Consider the following 20,715-nt stretch of genomic DNA (forward strand, 5'->3'; position numbering starts at 1 on the left):
GTGCTCGCCCAACTACCCCCATCGAGCGCCCCCGGCGCCGCGAGCCTGCGTCATCGTTCGTCACACCCGAGCCCGGAATACCAGCGGACTCATAGCGTTGAACTCATCCGGCGCCACGGCGCCCGCTGACCTGGCGCGAACCGCGCCGATCTTCTCCGGCGCACCCACGCGCTCCGACCAGGAGTCTCTGATGAGCACAACCACCCCCGCGGCACGGCGCCCCAAGGCGCCGGACACGCGCGGCCCCGTCCGCAAGCTGCTGACCTCGTTCGGCTTCCAGATCATCGCCGCGCTCGTGCTCGGCATCGCGGCGGGCCTCATCGGCCGCCAGCTGGGCGCCACGCACGACACCCACACGGTGCTGTCCGACACGCTCGACAAGATCGGCGGCTCGTACGTCACGCTGCTGCGCGCAGCGGTGGTGCCCCTCATCTTCACGGCGATCGTCGCGAGCATCTCGAATCTGCGCCGCGTGCAGAACGCCGCCCGCCTGGCCGGTCAGACCATCCTCTGGTTCGCGATCACCGCGTTCATCGCCGTCTCCATCGGCATCGTGCTCGGCATCACCATCCAGCCGGGCGCGCACGCCGGCACCGACCTCGTGAAGGGCACCGTGCCCACCCAGGGCACTTGGTGGAACTTCCTGCTCGGCCTGATCCCGCAGAACTTCCTCGGCCTGGCCGTCAACACGACCGCCGGCCCGACCGACGGCACCTTCGTCTCGGGCGTGAACTTCAACATCCTCCAGGTGATCGTGGTCGCCGCCGCGGTCGGCATCGCCGCCCTCAAGGCCGGCCGCAAGGCAGAGCCGTTCCTCGCCTTCACGGAGTCGCTGCTCAAGGTCATCCAGCGCGTGCTGTGGTGGATCATCCGCATCGCGCCGATCGGCACCTTCGGCCTCATCGGATCCGCCGTGATCAACTATGGCTGGGACAAGCTGACCTCGCTCGCCTGGTTCACCGGCGCCATCTACATCGGCCTCGCGCTCGTGCTGTTCGTGGTCTACCCGATCCTGGTGAAGACGCACGGCCTCTCGATCAAGCAGTACTTCACGGGTGTGTGGCCCGCGGTGCAGCTCGGCTTCGTGAGCCGCTCGTCGATCGGCACGCTCCCCCTCACCGAGCGTGTGACCGAGCGCAACCTCGGCGTGCCTCGCGGCTACGCCTCGTTCGCCGTGCCGCTCGGCGCCACCACCAAGATGGACGGCTGCGCCGCGATCTACCCGGCCCTGGCCGCGATCTTCGTCGCCCAGTTCTTCCACATCGACCTGAGCATCATGCAGTACCTGCTGATCGTGATCGTCTCCGTGGTCGGATCCGCCGCGACAGCCGGCACCACCGGCGCGATCGTGATGCTGACCCTCACCCTGTCCACGCTGGGCCTGCCGCTCGAGGGCGTCGGCCTGCTGCTCGCGATCGACCCGATCCTGGACATGGGCCGCACCGCGGTCAACGTCGCGGGTCAGGCCCTGGTGCCGACGATCGTCGCCAAGCGCGAGGGCATCCTCGACCTCGACCTCTACAACGCGCCGCGCAACGGCCTGCCGTTCGCCGAGGACATCGACGACGAGGCGCCCGAGGCCGTCGAGTCCGCCGCCGACGAGGCCGCGGTCGGATCCGCCGCGCGCTGACGCTCCTGCGCGAACGAGGCCCTCGGATCCTTCGGGATCCGAGGGCCTCGTTCGTCGACCCGTCTCCCTCAGGACTCCAGCAGGGCGACGTCGAGATCGAAAGCCAGCACCGCCGCACGCGCGAGCAGCCGTTCCTGGTCCTCTCCGAGGAAGCCGATCGTGCGCCCCAGTCGATCCACCGGAATCGTGAGGACGTTGTCGAGCGATACCGCGCAGTCGTGATCCAGTCCATTGCGAGGCCCCACGGACACCTCGCTGCTGAGCCCCTTCACCGTGGAGGTGATCGGCGCGACGGTGACCTTCGTCATCGCATGCCGCGCGGCCTCGCGAGTGAGCACCAGCACCGGCCGGGTCCTGTCCAGCTGTGCGAGGCAGATCTCACGCATCAGTCGCCGACGTCCAGGTGGTTCGCCGCCCAGTCGACGAGCCCGTCCAGGTCATCCGCCGCGCCCTCTCGGTGCAGGATCTCCGCATCGCGCTCGGCGAGCAGCCGGCGCATCTCCCGCTCCAGCGCCGATGCGACCAGCGCGGCCCTGCTGCTCACGCGTCCCGCGGCGACCTCTTCGTCGAGGAACGCGACGACCGGATCCGGCAGACGCACGGCGATCTGAGTGCTCATGGTCCCACTCTACTCCGGATGCATCCCAGTTTGGGATGCATCCCCGGGGCAGATCTCAAGTGATTCGGGGTCGTTGAGCGAGCACGGCCGCAGGCCGAGCGAAACGAAACGCGGTGATCTCGCGAGGGCACCGCGTTTCGTCTCGGTCACCTTCGGCGTCCTCGCTCAACGACCATCCGGCGTCCAGGGATCCGCTCGTTCCCGTCCTCGGATCCGGCGTCAGCGCTCGGCCGGCCCCGTCGCCATCCGGGTGTCGAGCGCGAGCTCCTCGGCGTCCATCGCCGTGATGAGCTCGCGCATGACCTCCTCGTTCAGCGTGCCGGCGTCGCGCTCGGCGATGAGCACGTCGCGGCGCACCTGCAGCCAGCCCTTCGACAGTCCGACGAGCTCGTCCCGGCTCGGACGGGGCATGGCGTCGTCATCGCGCTGCCCCTTCTCCGTATCCCGCTCCACGCGGGTGAACCGCTGCGCGAAGCGGTCGAACCAGCCCAGCGACGCCGCCCCGTGCTTCTCCTCCCACGCCGCGCGCCTCTCGTCGAGGAAGACCTTGCCCGCCTCGCGGGTGCGGGTGCGCACCTGCGCCAGCTGACGGCGGTCCTCCTCTTCTTCATCGGTGACGTCGGCGACGCCGAGCCCGCGGATCAGCAGCGGCAGGGTCAGCCCCTGCAGCAGCAGGGTGCCCACCGTCACCAGGAACGCGACGACGACGATCGCGTGGGCCGCCTCCGTGTCGAGCCCGGCGAGATCGGCCGCGGCGAGCGCGGTCGCCAGGGTGACCACGCCGCGCATCCCTGCCCAGGAGATCACGGCGTTGTCGCGCCAGCTCAGCTGCGACTCCTGGAACCGCTCGCGCAGCTCCTCCTCGCTCGGTCGACGCCCCGTCCAGCCCCGCCTCCGCTGCTTCTCGGCGACGGCGTCGACCCGTTTCTGGAACTGCCCCGACGCGAGAGCCTTCTCGAACTGCCGCAACCGCAGCCGTGACCAGAACGCACCCCAGGCCGATGCCGGATACACGAACAGCGGCCGCACCAGCAGCACCACCACGAACACCGCCGTCGCGAGCCAGAGCACGCCACCGACCTGCGTCGCGCCCAGCTCGCCGATCACCGGCGGCAGCTGCAGTCCGATGTACGCGAACACGAACGCCTCCAGCAGGAAGTCCGCCGACAGCCAGATCGGAGCCTCCTGCATCCGCGTCGCGTAACTGGTCCGAGGCGCGTTGTAGCCGACCACGAGCCCCATCGCGACGACCGCGAGCACCCCGGATCCGTTCAGGTGCTCCGTGATCGCGTAGATCCCGAAGGGCGCGAGCAGCCCGAAGGTGCCGATGACCACCGGATCCGAGATGCGCATCCGCAGCTGGTGCATGCCGAGGCCGGCGACCGCGCCGATCGCGACGCCGACGACGACCGCGACGAGGAACTGCCAGACGCCGTCCCAGACGGTGAGGGTCGCGCCGGCAACGATCGCGGCGAACACTCGGTAGAGCGTCAGCGAGGTGGCGTCGTTGATCAGGCTCTCGCCCGACAGCACCGTCATCACCCGCCGCGGCAGGCCCAGCTTGCGACCGATCGCGGCGGCGGAGACGGCATCGGGCGGCGCGACGATCGCGCCGAGCAGCAAGGCGCCGGGCAGGGTCAGCGACGGCATCAGCAGCCACGCCACGAGCCCGACGGCCGCGGTCGTGACGACGACCAGGCCGATGCCGAGCCGCCGGATCTGCGGCATGCTGCGCCGGAAGCTCACGAACGACACGTCGAGCGACGCCGAGTACAGCAGCGGTGGCAGCACGAGCGTGAGCAGCACGTGCCCGTCGATGCGGAGGTTCGGCACCGCCGGGATGAAGGACACGGCGAGCGCCACCACGGTCACGAGCAGCGGCGCCGGCCATCCGCGCCAGCGTGCGACCGCCGCGACGATGACGGATCCGACCAGCACGTAGAAGATCTCGGCGTCCATGCCGCCAGGGTAGCGGGGCACTGCTGTCGCGCCTCTGTCGCGACGCTGTCGGGACGGGACCGGATCCGTCAGCCACTGGAGGCGAGCAGGCGGACGACCTCCCCGTCCGGCGTCTGCCGGAAGTCGACGTAGTGCATCCCCACCGCCATGAAGCCCTCCGGCGCCTCGACGCAGACGACCTCGTCGGCAATCGGATCCGAGCCGGCCCTCAGCTCCGCGAGAACCTCCGGCGGCGACACCGGCACCGCCACCACGACCCTCGCCGCGCCCCTGGCTCGCGCGATCGCGCAGGCGGCGCGCACCGTCGCGCCCGTGGCGATGCCGTCGTCGACGATGAGCGCGGTGCGCCCGGTGAGCGGCTCGGGCGCACGCCCGCTGCGGAACAGCTCCGCCCGCCGCTCCACCTCGGCGCGTTCGCGGCGTTCCACGGCACGCAGGGTCTGCTCGTCCACTCCGGCAGCGCGCACGACGTCGGCGTTGCGGACCGCCGCGCCCTCCTCGCCGACGGCGCCCATCGCGAGCTCCGGTTGCCAGGGCACGCCGACCTTGCGCACCACGAGCACGTCGAGCGGAGCGCCGAGAGCCCGCGCCACCTCGGCCGCCACCGGCACTCCGCCGCGGGGCAGGCCGAACACCACCGGATCCGCAGGCGGATCCGCCACCAGCAGCGCGCCGAGCCGCCGGCCGGCGTCGGCGCGATCCGCGAACCCGTGCATGACTCCGGACTACGCCGTGCGGACAGCACGGTCAAGACGGACGGCACGCCCGGGGGCGTTGAGCGAGGGCGTGCCGCGCGAGGGCGCCGCGCGCGTGGAGCGCCGACGGGCGCTCGACCGCGCGCGTGGAACGCCGAACCACCCCTTTGCGCGCGAACCACCCCCTTCTGCGCGGCGCGCAAGGGGGTGGCTCGCACAGAAGCGGGTGGCTCGGCGCCCCGCCGCACACTGCGCCGCGGACGTGCGCCCCGACCGCAGGCCGCGGCGCGGCAGAGATGCGGATCCGGAATGCCCCGGCACCCGCTCGCGTTGTCGAAAGCGATGTCTTCTCTCGCGCTCTCCGTCCTCGACCTCGTCCCGGTACGCACCGGGCAGACCAGCGCCCAGGCGGTATCGGCGTCGCTCGCCCTCGCCGCGCGCGCCGATGAACTCGGCTATCGGCGGTACTGGTTCGCCGAGCACCACAACATGCCGGCGGTCGCCTCCACTGCCCCGCCCGTGCTGATCGCCGCAACCGCCGCGCGCACGCAGCGCATCCGGGTCGGATCCGGCGGGGTCATGCTGCCGAACCATGCGCCGCTCATCGTCGCAGAGCAGTTCGCCGCACTCGAGGCGATCGCTCCCGGCCGCATCGATCTCGGCATCGGCCGTGCCCCCGGCAGCGACCCGGTCATCACCCAGCTGCTGCGGGCAGCCGGCACGGCCGGCGACGTCGAGCACTTCCCCGACCACGTGCAGGACATCGCGCTCATGCTGCAGCCCGACGGCGCGACCGTGCAGTTCACCTCGGGCGGCGAGTACGCGGTGCGCTCCACGCCTGCGGCCGCAGGCGCCCCCGAGGTGTGGCTGCTCGGATCCAGCGACTACTCCGCACAGCTCGCCGCTTCGCTCGGTCTGCCGTACGTGTTCGCGAACCACTTCTCCGGGCAGGGACTCGACCGGGCCCTGTCGCTCTACCGCGAGGGCTTCCGTCCCACCGAGGCGCACCCCGAGCCGCGCACCTTCCTCACCGCGAACGTGGTGGCGGCGCCGACGGCCGAGGAGGCGTCGGATCGGGCGATCCCGCAGCTGCGCATGATGGCGCGCTTGCGCCTGAACCGTCCGCTCACGGCGCTCGAGACCGTGGAGCAGGCCCGCGCGGCCCTTGCGGCGAACCCCGATGCACAGGAGGAGCAGATCCACGCTGCGGCGCTCGCGAACTGGTCCGTCGGCGACGCCACGACCGTGCGCGCAGAGCTCGAGGCGTTCGCCGCGCAGCACGGCGTGGACGAGATCATGGTCTCGCCGGTCGCCGGATCCTTCGCCGCCGAGGATCCCGACCGCACGCCCGGCCGGACGCAGACGCTGGAGTTGCTCGCGGGCTGACGGGCGGCCCGACTCGCCCGACGGCGTGCTCGCTGCTCAGAACAGGGTGCCGAGCTTCGCGATCGTCTCGACGACGTGCCGGGCCTGGTCGGCGCCGATCCCGAGCTCCGAGCGGATCCGAGTCTCGGCTTCGGCGGTCCGGCCCTGCTGCACGAGAGCGATGATCTCGTCGGGGAGTTTCGCCGAGAACGACGACACCGTCGTCCCCTCGGGTGCGGCCGGCTCCGCTCGATGACGCCGGGACGCGGTGCTCGACCAGCTGACCGTCGTCGAGCTCGTCGACGTCGTCCGCGTCACTCCGTCGTCGGCGCCGCTCGCGTGCGGATCCGCCCCGCCCGTCCTCAGGAACGAGCGGACATCGGAGCGGGAGAGCCCGTCGACCGCACGCCGCGCCCACTCCGGTTCGTGCCGGCCCGTCGCCGCCATGAGAGCCGTCACCGCCTCGTCGACCCGTCCGTCGGCCACCAGGGTGAGGACCTCGTTCGGCACGATGTGAGGGCCGGCGGCCGCCCCGGCATCGGCGCCGGGAAGCGGAGAGGTCTGGGGACCGACCGTGGCACCGACCAGGAACTCAGGACTCGTTCGCTCGGCCATCGCACCCGGATCCCCTGACGCGGCGGGCGGAGTCGCATGCATGCCCGACGACGGGTTCAGCACGGCGCCCGATGGCAGGGTCGCACCGATGCCGCGGTCGTCGGCGCCGCGGGGCCGCCTCAGCGCGCGCACCAGGATCACGATCACCGCGGCGGCGACCGCCACCACGACCAGCCCCGCGACAAGCAGCCCACTCGAGATCATGACTCCACCGTAGAGGGCCGCCCGACCGGAGAATCGCTCGGCGCAGATGCACCCGGGTCAGGACGCGCATGGGACACCGGAGGCGCCAGGACCCGGCCTAGGCCTCCGGTTCGCCCGCGATCAGCCCGCGCAGCCAGTCGCGGGCCTCGACGAAGACGTCGTCCGCGTAGCGCTCCGGGTACTGCACGATGCGACGGTCGGCGCGCGGGTACGAGCCGAGGTAGACCACGCGCGGGCTGAACCGGCGGATGCCGAGCAGCGCGTCGGCCATGCGCTCGTCCTGGATGTGGCCGTCCGCGTCGAGGACGAAACGGTACCGGCCCAGCTCGTCGCCGATGGGCCGGGACTGCAGCAGCGACAGGTTGATGCCGCGGGTGGAGAACTGCTCCAGCAGTTCGAGCAGCGCACCGGCGTGGTCCTCGGGGAGCTCGACGATGAGCGAGGTCTTGTCGGCGCCGGTCGGCGGGGCCGGCGCGGTCGTGCGCGCGACCAGTACGAAGCGCGTGACGGCGTTGTCGTTGTCGCCGATCCCGTCGGCGAGCAGCTCGAGCTCGTGGTGCGCCACGATGCCAGGGGCCGCGATGGCGGCGTCCGCCGGGAGCGAGCCGTCCAGGATCCCCAGCGCCGAGGCGACGTTGCTCGCCGCGGGCACGTGCTGGTGGGTCGGGATGTGCTCGCCGAGCCAGCCGTAGCACTGGGCGTAGGCGACCGGATGCGCGGCGATGACCGTGACGTCCTCGATGCGCGTCCCCGGAGCGGCGACCAGCACGAAGTCGACCTTCACCAGGTACTCGCCGATGATCCGCAGGCCCGGCAGGGTGGCCAGCGCGTCGAGCGTCGTGGTGACCCCGCCCTCGACCGAGTTCTCGATCGCGATCATCGCGGCGTCACTGCGCCCCTCGAGCACGTCGGCGAGCGCCTCGCCCACATTGTGCACCGGGCGCCAGTCGTGTCCGCGCGCCTCGGGCACCTGCTCCAGCGCCGCCTCGGTGAACGTCCCCGCAGGGCCGAGGTAGCTGTATGTGCGGCGGGCGGGGGCGGCATCGGTCACGGCGTTCAGCCTAGTCCGGGGCGCGTCCCCGCCTCCGGTCGATGACGCGGCCGGGCGCACGAGGTCGGCCACCTGCCCGATCGATGCCCCGCGCCGAAACGATGGTGCGTTGCGCGGCCCGGCGCGGCAGACTATCCCCATGACGAGCCGTGCCGGCCTCCCCGCGGAGGAAAGCGACCTGATCGACGTCGACGAGCTGATCGCCGCCTACTACGACCGGATCCCGGATCCGAAGATCTCCACGGAGAGGGTCGTCTTCGGCACGAGCGGGCATCGCGGATCCTCGCTGAGCGGCAGCTTCAACGAGCAGCACATCCTCGCCACGACCCAGGCGATCGTCGACTACCGCACCGCGCAGGGCATCACCGGCCCGCTGTTCCTCGGCCGCGACACGCACGCCCTCAGCCGTCCGGCCGAGCGCAGCGCGATCGAGGTGCTCGTCGCGAACGGCGTCGACGTGCTCGTCGACGCACGCGACGCCTGGGTGCCGACGCCGGCACTCAGCCACGCGATCCTCACGTACAACCGCGACCGCACGGACGACGAGCCCGGCCGCGCCGACGGCATCGTGGTCACCCCGTCGCACAACCCGCCGCGGGACGGCGGCTTCAAGTACAACCCCCCGCACGGCGGCCCCGCCGACACCGACGCGACCGGCTGGATCGCGAACCGTGCGAACGAGCTCATCGAGGCGGGCTTAGAGGGCGTGCGGCGCACCCGCTTCGCCGACATCGACACGAGCGAGCTCGGCACCTACGACTTCCGCGACGCCTATGTGCGCGACCTGCCCTCGATCATCGACATCGACGCGATCAAGAAGGCCGGCATCCGGATCGGAGCGGATCCGCTCGGCGGCGCGTCGGTCGAGTACTGGGCCCTCATCGGCGAGATGCACGGCCTCGATCTGACCGTGGTCAACCCCGAGGTCGACCCGACCTGGCGGTTCATGACGCTGGACTGGGACGAGAAGATCCGGATGGATCCGTCCTCCCCGTCGGCGATGGCGTCCCTGGTCGCGAAGAAGGGCGACTACGACGTGCTCACGGGCAACGACGCCGACGCCGACCGGCACGGCATCGTCACCCCTGACGCGGGCCTGATGAACCCGAACCACTACCTCGCGGTCGCGATCGACTACCTGTTCTCGCACCGCGCGGGCTGGGGCCGCGACGCCGCGATCGGCAAGACCCTGGTGTCGTCGATGATCATCGACCGCGTCGCCGAGTCGCTGGGCCGGCGCCTGCTCGAGGTGCCCGTCGGGTTCAAGTGGTTCGTGCCGGGGCTGTTGGACGGCTCCGTCGCGTTCGGCGGCGAGGAGTCGGCCGGGGCGTCGTTCCTGCGCAAGGACGGATCCGTGTGGTCGACCGACAAGGACGGCATCCTGCTGTGCCTGCTGGCCGCGGAGATCATCGCCGTGACCGGCAAGACCCCGTCGGAGCGCTACCGCGAGCTCGAGGAGGCGTTCGGCGCCTCCGCCTATCAGCGCGTGGACGCCCCCGCGACGCCTGAGCAGAAGGCCACGCTCGGCAAGCTGTCTCCGGCATCCGTCGCCGCCACCGAGCTCGCCGGCGAGGCGATCACGGCCAAGCTCTCGCATGCCCCCGGTAACGGCGCGGCCATCGGCGGCCTCAAGGTGCAGACCGAGCACGCCTGGTTCGCCGCACGCCCCTCCGGCACGGAGGATGTCTACAAGCTCTACGCCGAGTCGCTGCTCGGGCCCGACCACCTCGCCCGCGTGCAGGAGGAGGCCAGAGCCGTGGTCAGCGCCGCGCTCGGCGGCTGAGCGCGGCGACGAGACGAAGGGCGTCGCCGTCCTCGTCACTCAACACCCCTGGGAACGCACCAGGAGACGCGCTTAGCCTGCCTGGCCGTTTCCCGGGGTGCTGCCCCGCACCACGACCTCGACAGGCAACGGACCCTGAGTCCAGTCGTCATCGACGATGGCGCGGAACGCCTGGTAGCCGGCGGCGTTGAGCGGCAGTCTCACCGTCGTGAGCGCGGGTGTCACGTCGCCGCTCGCGGGTACGTCGTCGAATCCGCAGACCGCGATGTCGGCGCCGACCTCGCGCCCCGCGGCTCGAATGGCGGAGATCGCGCCGAGCGCCACGACATCACTCATCCCGAACACGAGCGTGCCGGGCTCGACCCCCTCCGCCAGGGCCGCCGCCATGGCCGCCGCGCCCGACTCCCGCCGGAAGTCGCCGCGGTGGATCCGCTCCATGTGACCTCCGCCCGACCCGAATCCGCGGGCGAACCCGTTCAGACGGTCGTCGGAGGTGCGCACCCCCTCGGCGGCGCCGATGCCGATCGCGGTGCGGTATCCGAGTGCGGCCATGCGTCGGCCGAGCTCCTCCGCACCGCCCGCGTTGTCGATGGTGATCGCCCGAGCACGGTCCCCGGCGCCGGTCGGGCGGTCGCCGAACGCGACGACGCGGCCGCCGTAGCGCTCGAACGCCTCGAGCTCGGAATCGCTCGAAACGGACCCCGCCTCCTCGTCGATGCCGTCAGCGCGGGAGGCCGCGAGGATGAGGCCCTGCGGACGCTGGCCACGCAAAGCGCGCAGGATCCTGTTCTCGCGTTCCGGGTCCCGCTCGGTGATGGAGATCGTCACGACGAGACCACGCTCGTCCGCGCCGCGGGCGACACCCGCCGCGATCTGACCGAAATAGGGATCGGCGATGTCGGCGACGAGCAGCGCGATGACCGGCGAGTGCCCGCGTGCCGTTGCCTGGGCCGACATGTTCGGGGTGTATCCGAGCGCCTCCGCGGCGCGCTCCACGCGCTCGCGGAAGGCTCCGGCGACCTTGCGCTCAGAGCCGTTCAACACGCGAGATGCGGTCGCCAGCGACACCCCGGCCTCCCGCGCGACATCCTGCAGCGTGGCCGCGTGAGCGTCTGAGGAGACCGCACGCGGGGAAGGGCTTACCGGGCTCATGCCCCGAGCATAGTCCGCGACATTCCCGCCGAGAGGTACCCGCGCAGCGCAACCGCCTCGGCCGCGAGTGCCGCCGGATCATCGTCCGGCACGAACTCGAGCAGCGCGTCGCTCGGGGGCGCAGGGGCGGCGGCCGCCGCGGCGAAGAACGCACGCCACAACCCGTCACGCGCGGTGAGCGGCAGCCGCTCGGTCGCAGGCCACCACGAGAACACGTGCACGGCGGAGACCCGGTCGGCGATGCGCGCGTACTCGGCCACGGCGGCCGCGGCGGAGGCCGCGACAGTGGGCTGCCAGTAGGTCGACAGATGCGGGCTGGCGACGTCGTCCAGCACCCGGAGCGTCTGTTCGGCGTCATCGGCGAGCGTGCGCCCGTGGAACTCCAGGGCGAGCGAGATCCCGCGCCTCCCCGCCTGCTCAGCGGCGGAGGCAAGGGCGTCGATGGTCGCTGCACGCTCCGCCACGGTGGCGTCCGCCGATCCGATCCGTCCCGCCCACACGCGGATCCGATCCGCGCCGAGCGCCGCGGCGGAGTCGAGGATCGGCGCGATGTCCTCCGCCGCATCCGCACGGAAGTACGAACCGTACGAGGCGACGGCCAGCCCGGCGTCCGCCGTGATGCGCGCGACCTCGGCCGCGCGCGCAGCATCACCCGGGGGCACGTGCACGTCGCCGCCCCATTCGATCGCCTGGAGCCCGGCGCTCGCTGCGAGCGCCGAGATCGCGGCCGGATCCAGTTGGCGGAAGGTGACGGAGCACAGCCCCGGTCGGATGGTCATGGCGTTCAGCCTTTCATGTGGCGTCGGGCTCGGTTTCCGGTGGCGCTCGGTCTCCGGGCGCTCGGTCTCGCCGGACCTCGGCACGTCGCACCGCGTTCTCCCTTGAGACCGAACCTCCGTCCCGAAACCCACGATAAGAACGTCGGTCTCGTGACGCAGGTTCGGTCTCGCGGGATACGACGAGCGGCTACCGCAGGTGCGGGGAGACCGCCGCGCCGAACGATTCCGCCGTGCGGCGGACGACATCGGCCGGGTCCTGGGCCCAGATGTCGGCGTTGAAGATCTCCACCTCGATGTCGCGGTCGTACCCGGTCGCGACGACCGCCTGCGTCAGGGATCCGAAGTCGATGATGCCGTCGCCCGGGTAGTGCCGGCTGAGCAGCACGTCGGCGGGCAGCGGCGTCTTCCAGTCGCACACCTGGTACGTCGCGATGCGGCCCTCACGGCCGGCGCGGGCGATCTGCTCGAGCACCTGCGGATCCCACCAGATGTGGAACGTGTCGACCGCCGCCCCGACCACGGCCGGGTCGAAGTCCGCCGCGATGTCGAGTGCCTGCCCGAGCGTGGAGACCACGCACCGGTCGGATCCGAACATGGGGTGCAGGGGCTCGATCGCGAGCGTGACGCCGGCGGTGGCGGCATCGGCGGAGAGCTCGCCGATCGCGTCGCGCACCCGCTCGCGAGCACCCGCGAGGTCGCGCGATCCCTCGGGCAGTCCGCCGGCGACGAGCACCAGCACCGCCGTGGAACCGGCGGCCCCGGCAGCGGCGAGGGTCGCGGTCTCCTCGATCGCACGGCGGTTGTCGTCGAGCGCGGCGACGCGCTCCGGCCCCGCGGGGAGAGTGAAGAACCCGCCGCGGCAATGCGTGGTGAAGCGCAGCCCGGAGTCGGCGAGCATCCGCGCCGCCACGTCGAGACCGACCTCGTTCACGGGCTCGCGCCACAGTCCGATGCCCTGCACGCCCGCCTCGGCCGTGACCTGCAGCGCCGTGGCCAGGTCGGCGTACTTGATCGTGGCCTGGTTGATCGACAGGCGCGGGTCAACGATGGTCATGCGGTCACTCTCCCCAGGTCGATGCCGTTCAGCGCGAGCATGCCGTGCCAGCGCTCACGGGCGAGTTCCGGATCCTCGAGCGCGAGCGATGCGTTCGCGAGCTCGACGATGCGGCTGAGGTGCGGCAGGCTGCGCGCGGAGTGCAGACCGCCCACCATCTGGAACGCCGGCTGGTGGCCGTTCAGCCAGGCCAGGAACGCGACGCCGGTCTTGTAGTAGAACGTGGGCGCGGCGAAGACCTGGCGGCTGAGCTCCTCGGTGGGCCCGAGGATCTCGAGGTACCTCGCAGGATCCCCCGCGTCGAGTGCCTGGATGGCCGCCGAGGCGACTGGGGTGATCGCGGCGAACGCGCCGAGCAGGGCGTCGGAGTGGCTGCGGTTGTTCTCCGCGAGGGCGCCGCGTTTCGTCTCGGTCGCGCTGTGCGCGTCCTCGCTCAACGCCCCCGAGAGAGACCCGCTGCGCGCGTCCTCGCTCGACGACCCCGACGAGTCACCGCCGATCAGGCCGACGTAGTTGAAGTCGTCGCCGGTGAACATGCGCACGCCCTCCGGGAGCTGCGCACGCACCGCGATCTCGGACTCGGCGTTCAGCAGGCTCATCTTCACACCGGCGACCTTGCCCGGGTTCTCGGCGATGATGCGCAGCAGCGTGGCAGAGGCCTCACGCCAGTCGGAGGATCCGAAGTAGCCCTCCAGCTGCGGGTCGAACACTGTGCCGAGCCAGTGCAGCACGACCGGGGCGGTCGCCTGCTGCAGCACGGCGGCGTACACACGCAGGTAGTCCGTGCGCGACTCCGCGACGCGGGCGAGGTGGCGCGAGGCCATGAGCACGGGGCCGGCACCCTGCTCCTCGGTGAAGTGCAGCTGCTCGACGTAGGCGTCGATCACTCGCTGCAACGAGATCCGTTCCTCGTCGACATGGTCGGTGTTGACGCCGACGACGACGGATCCGCCCTCCTCGCGCGCGACCTCGGCGCTGCGCGCGATCAGCTCGCGCGTGGCCGCCGCGTCGAGCCCCATGTTGCGCTGCGCGGTGTCCATGGCGTCGGCGACGCCGAGGCCCCAGGAGTACACGTTGCGGCGGAATGCGAGCGTGGCGTCCCAGTCGATGTCGGCGGGCTGGCCCGGCGTGTTGTCGGCGTGCACCTTGGGCACCACATGCGCGGCGGCGTAGGCGACGCGGCTCTGCAGCGGCACGGTCGGACGCGTGTAGGCGCCGGAGTCGTTCAGTGCGGCGTCGGTCCTCGCACCGTCGGCCACGAGGAGGCGGATGGTCGTCATCGGATCCGCCTCAGTCCAGGCTCAGCGCGGGCAGCGCGATCTTGCGCCCCTCGGCGGAGGACTGCAGGCCGGCCTCGGCGAGCTGCACGCCGCGAGCCCCGGCGAGCAGGTCGAAGGCGTAGTCGGTGCCGAGCACATAGGACTCCAGGTACTCCTCCCACTGCTGACGGAAGCCGTTCAGGAACACGTCGTTCACGGGCACGTCGGCCCAGTCGGCGTCGTAGTCGTGCGCGTCGGCCAGGTCGGGGTTCCACACCGGCTTCGGGGTGGCGTTGCGGTGCTGGATCTTTGCGCCGAACAGGCCGACGACGGCGGATCCGTGGGTTCCGTCGACCTGGAACTCGACGAGCTCGTCGCGGTTCACCCGCACGGTCCAGCTGGAGTTGATCTCGGCGACGATCCCGCCGGAGAGCTCGAAGATGCCGTAGGCCGCGTCCTCGGCGGTCGCGGTGTAGTGCTCGCCGTTCTCGTCCCAGCGGTCGGCGATGTGCACGGCGGCCTGGGCGTAGACGCTCTCGACCTCACCGAAAAGGTTCTCCAGGACGTAGTTCCAGTGCGGGAACATGTCGCTGATGATGCCGCCGCCGTCCTCGGTGCGGTAGTTCCAGCTCGGGCGCTGGGCCGGCTGCCAGTCGCCCTCGAACACCCAGTAGCCGAACTCGCCGCGCACCGACAGGATCCGCCCGAAGAAGCCGGAGTCGATCAGCCGCTTGAGCTTCTGCAGACCCGGCAGATAGAGCTTGTCGTGCACGACGCCGGTCTTGACCCCGGCCGCCTGCGCCAGACGAGCGAGCTCGAGGGCCTCCTCGACCGACTCGGCGGTGGGCTTCTCGGTGTAGATCGCCTTGCCCGCGGCGATGGCCTTGCGGATCGCGGTCGCGCGCGCCTTGGTGACGAGGAAGTCGGCGTAGATCTCCCACTGCGGATCCGCGAGCGCGGCGTCCAGGTCGGTGGTGTAATCGGCGATGCCATGCTTCGCGGCGAGCTCGGCGAGCTTCTGCTCGCTGCGACCGACGAGGATCGGCTTCACGGTGACGCGGCTGCCGTCGGGCAGCTCGATGCCGCCCTGGTCGCGGATCGCCAGGATCGAGCGCACCAGGTGCTGGCGGTAGCCCATGCGCCCGGAGACGCCGTTCATGATGATGCCGATCTCGCGAGTGGTCGTCTCAGCCACGGTGTTTCCTTCGTCTCGTGCCCACCTGCGGGTCGTGTCGTGGATCCCGACCCGGTAAGCGCTTTCCAGTTCGCATCATCCTGACATGGGAACGCGCTTTCCGCAAGTGGCGCACGCGCGTCACCGGGGTCGCGGATCCGCCCCCGGGGACCTCGGAGTCAGGCGCTCGCGCGCACGATCAGCAACGGCTTCAGCAGCGGCGGATCCGCGACGTCCCGCCCCTCGACCCGGTCGACGACGAGCCGCACGGCCAGCTCGCCGAGCGCGGCGAAGTCCTGCCGGATCGTACTGAGCGGAGGTCGGAACTCGGCGGCGTCGGCGATGTCGTCGAAGCCGAGCACAGCCACCTCGTCCGGAACGCGACGCCCCGCGTCGGCGAGAGCCCGCAGCAGGCCGAGGGCCATCTGGTCATTGGCGGCGAAGACGGCGTCGACCGAGGCATCAGCTGCGAGCACGCTTCCGCGGTCGTGGCCCGAGCGTGCACTCCAGTCACCCCGCACCGGATCCGGGACCGGGAGCCCGCGCGCGGCGAGCTCCTCTCGCCAGCCGCGCTCGCGCTCCGCCGCAGCGAACGAGCCCTCGGGCCCCGCGAGGTGGTGCACGGTCGCGGCGCCCCGGTCCAGGAGGTGCGCGGTCGCCGCGCGGGCTCCCGCCGCGTGGTCGGTCCCGATGACGGTGAACCGCGGATCCGCGGGGGAGTCGACGACGACGAGCGCGAGCCCGGCCGGATCCGCGTCACGCGCCAGCACGGACGCCTCGTTCAGCACGACCGCCCCGTCGACGCCCTGGTCGTGCAGCCGGTCGAAGGCCTCGCCGATCCGCCCCTCGACGCCGAGGGTGACCACGGCGAGCGCGTAACCGCGCGCCTCCGCAGCCTCGGAGACGGCCTGCAGGAGCGCGGAGTTGCCGACCGTGGCGAGGGTCTGCGCGACGACGCCCAGGGTCTCGGACCGCCCCGTGCGCAGCGCTCGCGCGGCGCGGTGCGGACGGTAGCCGAGCTCGGCCATGGCGGCCTCGACACGCTCGCGCGTGGCCGGATCCACCCGCGGGCTGTCGTTCACGACGCGCGAGACCGTCTGTCCGGACACCCCGGCGCGCGCGGCGACCATCGCCATGGAGACGCGCCCGGTGGACCGCGGCCCCCGGCGGGCGCCACCCGCCGCAGCGCCGTCGGCGATCCGGCGGAGCTCCTCGAGCTCGTCGTCGTGCTTCGGCATCGCCTCGCCTCTCCCCTGCCGGTCCCCGCGCGTACCGATCTCAGGAATGTTGACGCTATCACGCCGTGTGCCCTATCGTGTTTACGTGAACATGGAAATCGATCCTGAGTACGGCACGGGCGCGCCGGCCGACGGCCCCGCCGCGCTCCCGGGCAGCACCGGCGCCGCTCAGACCGACGATGCCGCTCAGGCCGACGGCACCGGCGCCGCGACGCCGGCAACTGCCGAGGCGCCCGACGCAACTCTTGAGATCACCACGCTCGGCGCGGGCGTGGTCAAGCGCGCCACGCGCCTCGCCGACGGCCGCGACCTCATCTACTACGACGACCCCGGCACTGCGCTCGGTCCCGACCGGAGCGCCGATGCCCGCGCCCTGGATCCCCGTCCCGACACCGCATCGATGCGCCAGGACGTGCTGACCGGCGACTGGATCACCTTCGCGACGAAGCGCCAGACCCGGGTGATGATGCCGAGCGCGGATGCGGATCCGCTCGCGCCCCAGTCTCCGACGAACCCCTCCGAAGTGCCGTCGCGCTATGACGTCGCGGTGTTCGAGAACCGCTCCCCGTCGTTCGGCCCCGCCCTCGCCGAGGCGGTCGGCGCCGCGCCGGCGGCGGTCGACCCGCCGCGCGGCCTGGACGACCTCGAATCGATCGGGCTCGAGCGCACCCGCACCAGCGTGGGCCGGTGCGAGGTCGTGTGCTTCAGCCCGGAGCACGCCGGATCCTTCGGCACCCAGTCCGTCACCCGCGCGCGCACCGTGATCGAGGCTTGGGCCGACCGCACCGCGGCACTCTCGGCCCTTCCCGGCATCGAGCAGGTGTTCCCGTTCGAGAACCGCGGCGAGGCGATCGGCGTGACCCTCCCCCACCCGCACGGCCAGATCTACGCCTACCCGTATGTCACGCCGCGCACGCAGCGACTGCGCGAGAGCATCGCCCGCACCGGCGCCGACCTGTTCGACCGGGTCCTGGACGCCGAACAGCGTTCGGAGCGCATCGTGCTGCAGGGCGAGCACTGGACCGCGTTCGTGCCGTTCGCCGCACGCTGGCCGCTCGAGGTGCAGCTGATGCCGCACCGTCATGTGCCCGACTTCGCCGCGCTGGACGACGCCGAGCGCGATGAGCTCGCTCCCCTCTACCTGCACCTGCTGCGCGGCGTGGATGCGCTCTACGGCACTCCCACCCCGTACATCGCCGCCTGGCACCAGGCACCGGTGCGGGTCGGGCGCGACGAGATCCGGATGCGGCTCGAGCTCACCAGCCCGCGCCGTGCCGCCGACAAGCTGAAGTTCCTGGCCGGATCCGAATCCGCGATGTCCGCATGGACCGCCGAGATCCTGCCCGAGGATGCCGCCGCGCGTCTGCGCGACGCGATCGCATCCGTGCCCGCTCCGACCACCTGACCCGGCGCCCCGCCGCCTGCCCCCTCTCGCCGACCATGTCCCGTTTCCCGCTCCCGATTCAGCGCTTTCGCCGCCGGAAGTGGGACATGACCCCACCAGAAGTGGGACGCCGTCGGCGGAACACCCCTCCCGAGGAGACCCGATGACCTTTGCCCGCACCGCCGACCCCGCCACCACCGCGTCCCGCGCGGTCGGTGCCGCGACGGAGCTGTTCCGCAGCCTGACCGGATCCGACCCGGTCGGTGTGTGGTCGGCGCCGGGACGCGCGAACCTCATCGGCGAGCACACCGACTACAACGACGGGTTCGTGCTGCCTTTCGCGATCCAGCACCGCACGGCTGCTGCCGCGCGCCTGCGCACGGACGGCCGGATCCGCGTCGCCTCCACCTTCGCCGCGGAACCGGTCGAGGTCGCGCTCGACGACCTCGAGACGCTCTTCCCGTCCGACGGCGCCCCCCGTGTCGCGGAGTGGGCGGCGTACCCCCTCGGCGTCGCGTGGGCGCTGCGCGCTCTGGTTCCCGCCTGGGCCGCCGGCACCTTCGCCGGCGTCGACATCGCGATCGCCTCCGACGTGCCGGTCGGGGCGGGGCTCTCGTCGTCCGCCGCGATCGAGGGCGCCACGGGCGCCGCCCTGAACGAGCTCTGGGGCCTGGGGCTGGATCCGGTCGCGCTCGCGCAGGCCGGCCGCCGCGCCGAGAACGAGGCCGTCGGCGCCCCGACCGGGATCATGGACCAGATGGCGTCGACGCTCGGGCAGGCGGACGCCGCGGTGTTCCTGGACTGCCGCACGCTGGACACTCGCGCGATCCCGCTCGGATTCGCGGAGGCCGGGCTCGAGGTGCTCGTGATCGACACCGGCGTGAAGCACGCCCACTCCACGGGGGGCTACCGCGAGCGTCGCGAGTCCTGCGAACGCGGAGCCGCCGCCCTCGGCGTGGCAGCACTGCGCGACGTCGCCGTGGCTGATCTGCCGCGCGCCGCCGAACTGCTCGACGAGGTCGACTTCCGCCGGGTCCGCCACGTCGTGACCGAGGACCAGCGCGTGCTCGACACGGTCGCCGCCCTCGCTGCGCACGGACCGCGCGCGATCGGCGCTCTCCTCGTCGCCTCGCACGTGTCGATGCGGGACGACTTCGAGATCTCGATCCCCGAACTCGACACCGCCGTCGACACCGCCCTCGCGCACGGCGCGATCGGCGCACGCATGACCGGCGGCGGGTTCGGCGGCGCTGCGATCGCGCTCGTCGACCACGACCGGGTGCCGGCCGTCGCCGAGGCCGTACGCGTGGCGTTCGCCGAGGCCGGTTTCGCCGAGCCGCACCTGTTCACGGTCGTCCCCTCGGCCGGCCCGCACCGCGACGTCTGATCGCAGGTCTCGGTTTCGAAGCGCGCACTTGGCTGCATCCGGCATCGGAATGCAGCAATGTGCGCGCTTCGAAACCGGATCCGGATCCATCCCGGAGCCGGATCCGGCCCGGATCCGGCCCGGTGATCGCCCAGCAAGCCCCCTGCCAGAATGAGACCCGCGCAATCGCGCGACGGAAGGAGACCCATGTCCTGGCTTGTCACCGGCGGCGCCGGCTACATCGGATCGCACGTGGTGCGCGCGCTCGCAGAGGCCGGGCTCACCCCCGTCGTGCTGGACGACCTCTCCAGCGGGGTCGCCTCGTTCGTGCCCGAGGGCGTCGCCTTCGTGCAGGGCAGCATCCTCGACCGGGAGCTGGTCGAGCGCACACTCCGCGAGCACGGCGTGCAGGGCGTGATCCACGTCGCCGGCTTCAAGTACGCCGGGGTCTCGGTGCAGCGCCCGCTGCACACCTACGCGCAGAACGTCGAGGGCACCCGCGTCATTCTCGAGGCGATGGCTGCGGCCGGCGTCGCGAACATCGTGTTCTCCTCGAGCGCCGCGGTGTTCGGCACGCCCGACGTGCCGCTCGTCGTGGAGGAGACCGAGAAGCGGCCGGCCAGCCCCTACGGTGAGTCGAAGCTCATCGGCGAGTGGCTGCTGCGCGATCAGGCCGTCGCGACCGCCGGATCCGAGACGCCCCTCGTGCACACCTCGCTGCGCTACTTCAACGTCGTCGGATCCGCGGATCCGTCCGTCTACGACGTGAGCCCGCACAACCTGTTCCCGATCGTCTTCGAGAAGCTGCTCGCGGGTGAGACCCCGCGCATCAACGGCGACGACTACGCCACGGAGGACGGCACGAACGTGCGCGACTACGTGCACGTCGGCGACATCGCGCTCGCTCACGTGGCCGCCGCGCAGCGCATGATCGCCGGCGAGGCCGTCGAAGCCGCCTACAACCTCGGATCCGGCGATGGCCTCTCGGTGCGTCAGATCATGGACGCGATGGCGCGCGTGACCGGCATCGCCTTCACTCCGGAGATCGGTCCGCGCCGCCCGGGCGATCCCGACCGCATCGTCGCCACCGGCGAGCTCGCCGCGCGCGACCTGGACTGGCGGATGCGCCACTCGGTCGACGAGATGGTGCGCTCCGGCTGGGAGGCCCGCCGCAACGCCGACTGATCCGCCCATGCCCCGGGTCGTTGAGCGAGCCCCGAGCGCAGCGAGGCGCGAGACGAAACGCGGTGCCCTTGCGAGAGCACCGCGTTTCGTCTCGGTCGCCTGCGGCGTCCTCGCTCAACGACCCCGGGAGGCGCTCAGCTGACCCACCGCCCGCAACGCGGAACGCGGCCTCCCCGACGGGAGACCGCGTTCCGTTGACCGAG

At 71.8% G+C, this 20,715-nt stretch carries 18 protein-coding genes; 6 read left to right on the plus strand and 12 right to left on the minus strand.

What is annotated here, in order from left to right; genetic code table 11:
• The first annotated feature begins 190 nt into the window (after positions 1–190).
• The gene (locus tag ACFWCK_RS12290; protein WP_233311195.1) at positions 191–1,630 is read left to right on the plus strand and encodes a dicarboxylate/amino acid:cation symporter; all 1,440 of its coding nucleotides are present in this window, start codon (positions 191–193) and stop codon (positions 1,628–1,630) included.
• Positions 1,631–1,698: 68 nt separating this feature from the next.
• Here the strand turns inward: ACFWCK_RS12290 and ACFWCK_RS12295 are convergent, their stop codons facing one another.
• The 4 genes from ACFWCK_RS12295 to ACFWCK_RS12310 all read right to left on the minus strand — a co-directional run bounded on the left by ACFWCK_RS12295 (position 1,699) and on the right by ACFWCK_RS12310 (position 4,924).
• Complete coding sequence (locus ACFWCK_RS12295; protein WP_378806088.1) at positions 1,699–2,016, minus strand: type II toxin-antitoxin system PemK/MazF family toxin; 318 nt, start codon at positions 2,014–2,016, stop codon at positions 1,699–1,701.
• On the minus strand, positions 2,016–2,249 hold the full coding sequence (locus ACFWCK_RS12300) for a hypothetical protein (RefSeq protein ID WP_267920808.1): 234 nt from the start codon (positions 2,247–2,249) through the stop codon (positions 2,016–2,018). The genes ACFWCK_RS12295 and ACFWCK_RS12300 overlap by 1 nt, the downstream gene beginning before the upstream one ends.
• A gap of 219 nt (positions 2,250–2,468) precedes the next feature.
• The gene (locus ACFWCK_RS12305; RefSeq protein WP_378806090.1) at positions 2,469–4,208 is read right to left on the minus strand and encodes a cation:proton antiporter; all 1,740 of its coding nucleotides are present in this window, start codon (positions 4,206–4,208) and stop codon (positions 2,469–2,471) included.
• A 68-nt stretch (positions 4,209–4,276) separates the two neighbouring features.
• Positions 4,277–4,924, minus strand: a complete 648-nt coding sequence (locus ACFWCK_RS12310; RefSeq protein ID WP_378806091.1) for a phosphoribosyltransferase — start codon at positions 4,922–4,924, stop codon at positions 4,277–4,279.
• A 321-nt stretch (positions 4,925–5,245) separates the two neighbouring features.
• Between ACFWCK_RS12310 and ACFWCK_RS12315 the strand changes: the two genes are divergently transcribed.
• Positions 5,246–6,289 (plus strand): LLM class flavin-dependent oxidoreductase, encoded by a 1,044-nt coding sequence (locus tag ACFWCK_RS12315; protein WP_378806093.1) that lies wholly within the window; start codon positions 5,246–5,248, stop codon positions 6,287–6,289.
• 36 nt (positions 6,290–6,325) lie between these two features.
• Here ACFWCK_RS12315 and ACFWCK_RS12320 read toward each other — a convergent pair whose 3' ends face one another.
• Both ACFWCK_RS12320 and pheA read right to left on the minus strand, forming a co-directional pair.
• Entirely contained in the window at positions 6,326–7,087 is a 762-nt protein-coding gene (locus tag ACFWCK_RS12320; RefSeq protein ID WP_378806094.1) for a hypothetical protein, read from the minus strand.
• A 97-nt stretch (positions 7,088–7,184) separates the two neighbouring features.
• On the minus strand, positions 7,185–8,147 hold the full coding sequence (pheA, locus tag ACFWCK_RS12325) for a prephenate dehydratase (protein ID WP_378806744.1): 963 nt from the start codon (positions 8,145–8,147) through the stop codon (positions 7,185–7,187).
• A 130-nt stretch (positions 8,148–8,277) separates the two neighbouring features.
• Between pheA and pgm the strand changes: the two genes are divergently transcribed.
• Positions 8,278–9,921: a phosphoglucomutase (alpha-D-glucose-1,6-bisphosphate-dependent) gene (pgm, locus tag ACFWCK_RS12330; RefSeq protein WP_378806096.1), complete on the plus strand. Its 1,644-nt coding sequence runs from the start codon at positions 8,278–8,280 to the stop codon at positions 9,919–9,921.
• Positions 9,922–9,993: 72 nt separating this feature from the next.
• On the opposite strand, the gene ACFWCK_RS12335 is transcribed toward pgm, so the two are convergent.
• The 6 genes from ACFWCK_RS12335 to ACFWCK_RS12360 all read right to left on the minus strand — a co-directional run bounded on the left by ACFWCK_RS12335 (position 9,994) and on the right by ACFWCK_RS12360 (position 16,475).
• On the minus strand, positions 9,994–11,073 hold the full coding sequence (locus ACFWCK_RS12335) for a LacI family DNA-binding transcriptional regulator (RefSeq protein WP_378806097.1): 1,080 nt from the start codon (positions 11,071–11,073) through the stop codon (positions 9,994–9,996).
• Positions 11,070–11,852, minus strand: coding sequence for a sugar phosphate isomerase/epimerase family protein (locus tag ACFWCK_RS12340; RefSeq protein ID WP_378806099.1), 783 nt, complete (start codon positions 11,850–11,852; stop codon positions 11,070–11,072). Before ACFWCK_RS12340 ends, ACFWCK_RS12335 begins: the two co-directional genes overlap by 4 nt.
• 187 nt (positions 11,853–12,039) lie before the next feature.
• Positions 12,040–12,906 (minus strand): sugar phosphate isomerase/epimerase family protein, encoded by an 867-nt coding sequence (locus ACFWCK_RS12345; RefSeq protein WP_378806101.1) that lies wholly within the window; start codon positions 12,904–12,906, stop codon positions 12,040–12,042.
• Complete coding sequence (locus ACFWCK_RS12350; RefSeq protein ID WP_378806102.1) at positions 12,903–14,186, minus strand: dihydrodipicolinate synthase family protein; 1,284 nt, start codon at positions 14,184–14,186, stop codon at positions 12,903–12,905. The genes ACFWCK_RS12345 and ACFWCK_RS12350 overlap by 4 nt, the downstream gene beginning before the upstream one ends.
• Positions 14,187–14,196: 10 nt before the next feature.
• Positions 14,197–15,324 (minus strand): Gfo/Idh/MocA family protein, encoded by a 1,128-nt coding sequence (locus tag ACFWCK_RS12355; protein WP_233311300.1) that lies wholly within the window; start codon positions 15,322–15,324, stop codon positions 14,197–14,199.
• 194 nt (positions 15,325–15,518) lie between these two features.
• A complete protein-coding gene (locus ACFWCK_RS12360) occupies positions 15,519–16,475 on the minus strand; it encodes a LacI family DNA-binding transcriptional regulator (protein ID WP_378806745.1) in 957 nt (318 codons plus the stop codon).
• A gap of 187 nt (positions 16,476–16,662) precedes the next feature.
• Between ACFWCK_RS12360 and galT the strand changes: the two genes are divergently transcribed.
• The 3 genes from galT to galE all read left to right on the plus strand — a co-directional run bounded on the left by galT (position 16,663) and on the right by galE (position 20,512).
• Entirely contained in the window at positions 16,663–17,982 is a 1,320-nt protein-coding gene (gene galT / locus ACFWCK_RS12365) for a galactose-1-phosphate uridylyltransferase (RefSeq protein WP_378806104.1), read from the plus strand.
• Positions 17,983–18,124: 142 nt separating this feature from the next.
• On the plus strand, positions 18,125–19,348 hold the full coding sequence (galK, locus tag ACFWCK_RS12370) for a galactokinase (protein WP_378806106.1): 1,224 nt from the start codon (positions 18,125–18,127) through the stop codon (positions 19,346–19,348).
• Between the two features lie 186 nt (positions 19,349–19,534).
• Positions 19,535–20,512 (plus strand): UDP-glucose 4-epimerase GalE, encoded by a 978-nt coding sequence (gene galE, locus ACFWCK_RS12375; protein WP_378806107.1) that lies wholly within the window; start codon positions 19,535–19,537, stop codon positions 20,510–20,512.
• The last annotated feature ends 203 nt before the right edge of the window (positions 20,513–20,715 follow it).

Source organism: Microbacterium sp. NPDC060117 (assembly GCF_042729315.1).
In the GTDB taxonomy this organism is placed as follows: Bacteria; Actinomycetota; Actinomycetes; order Actinomycetales; family Microbacteriaceae; genus Microbacterium.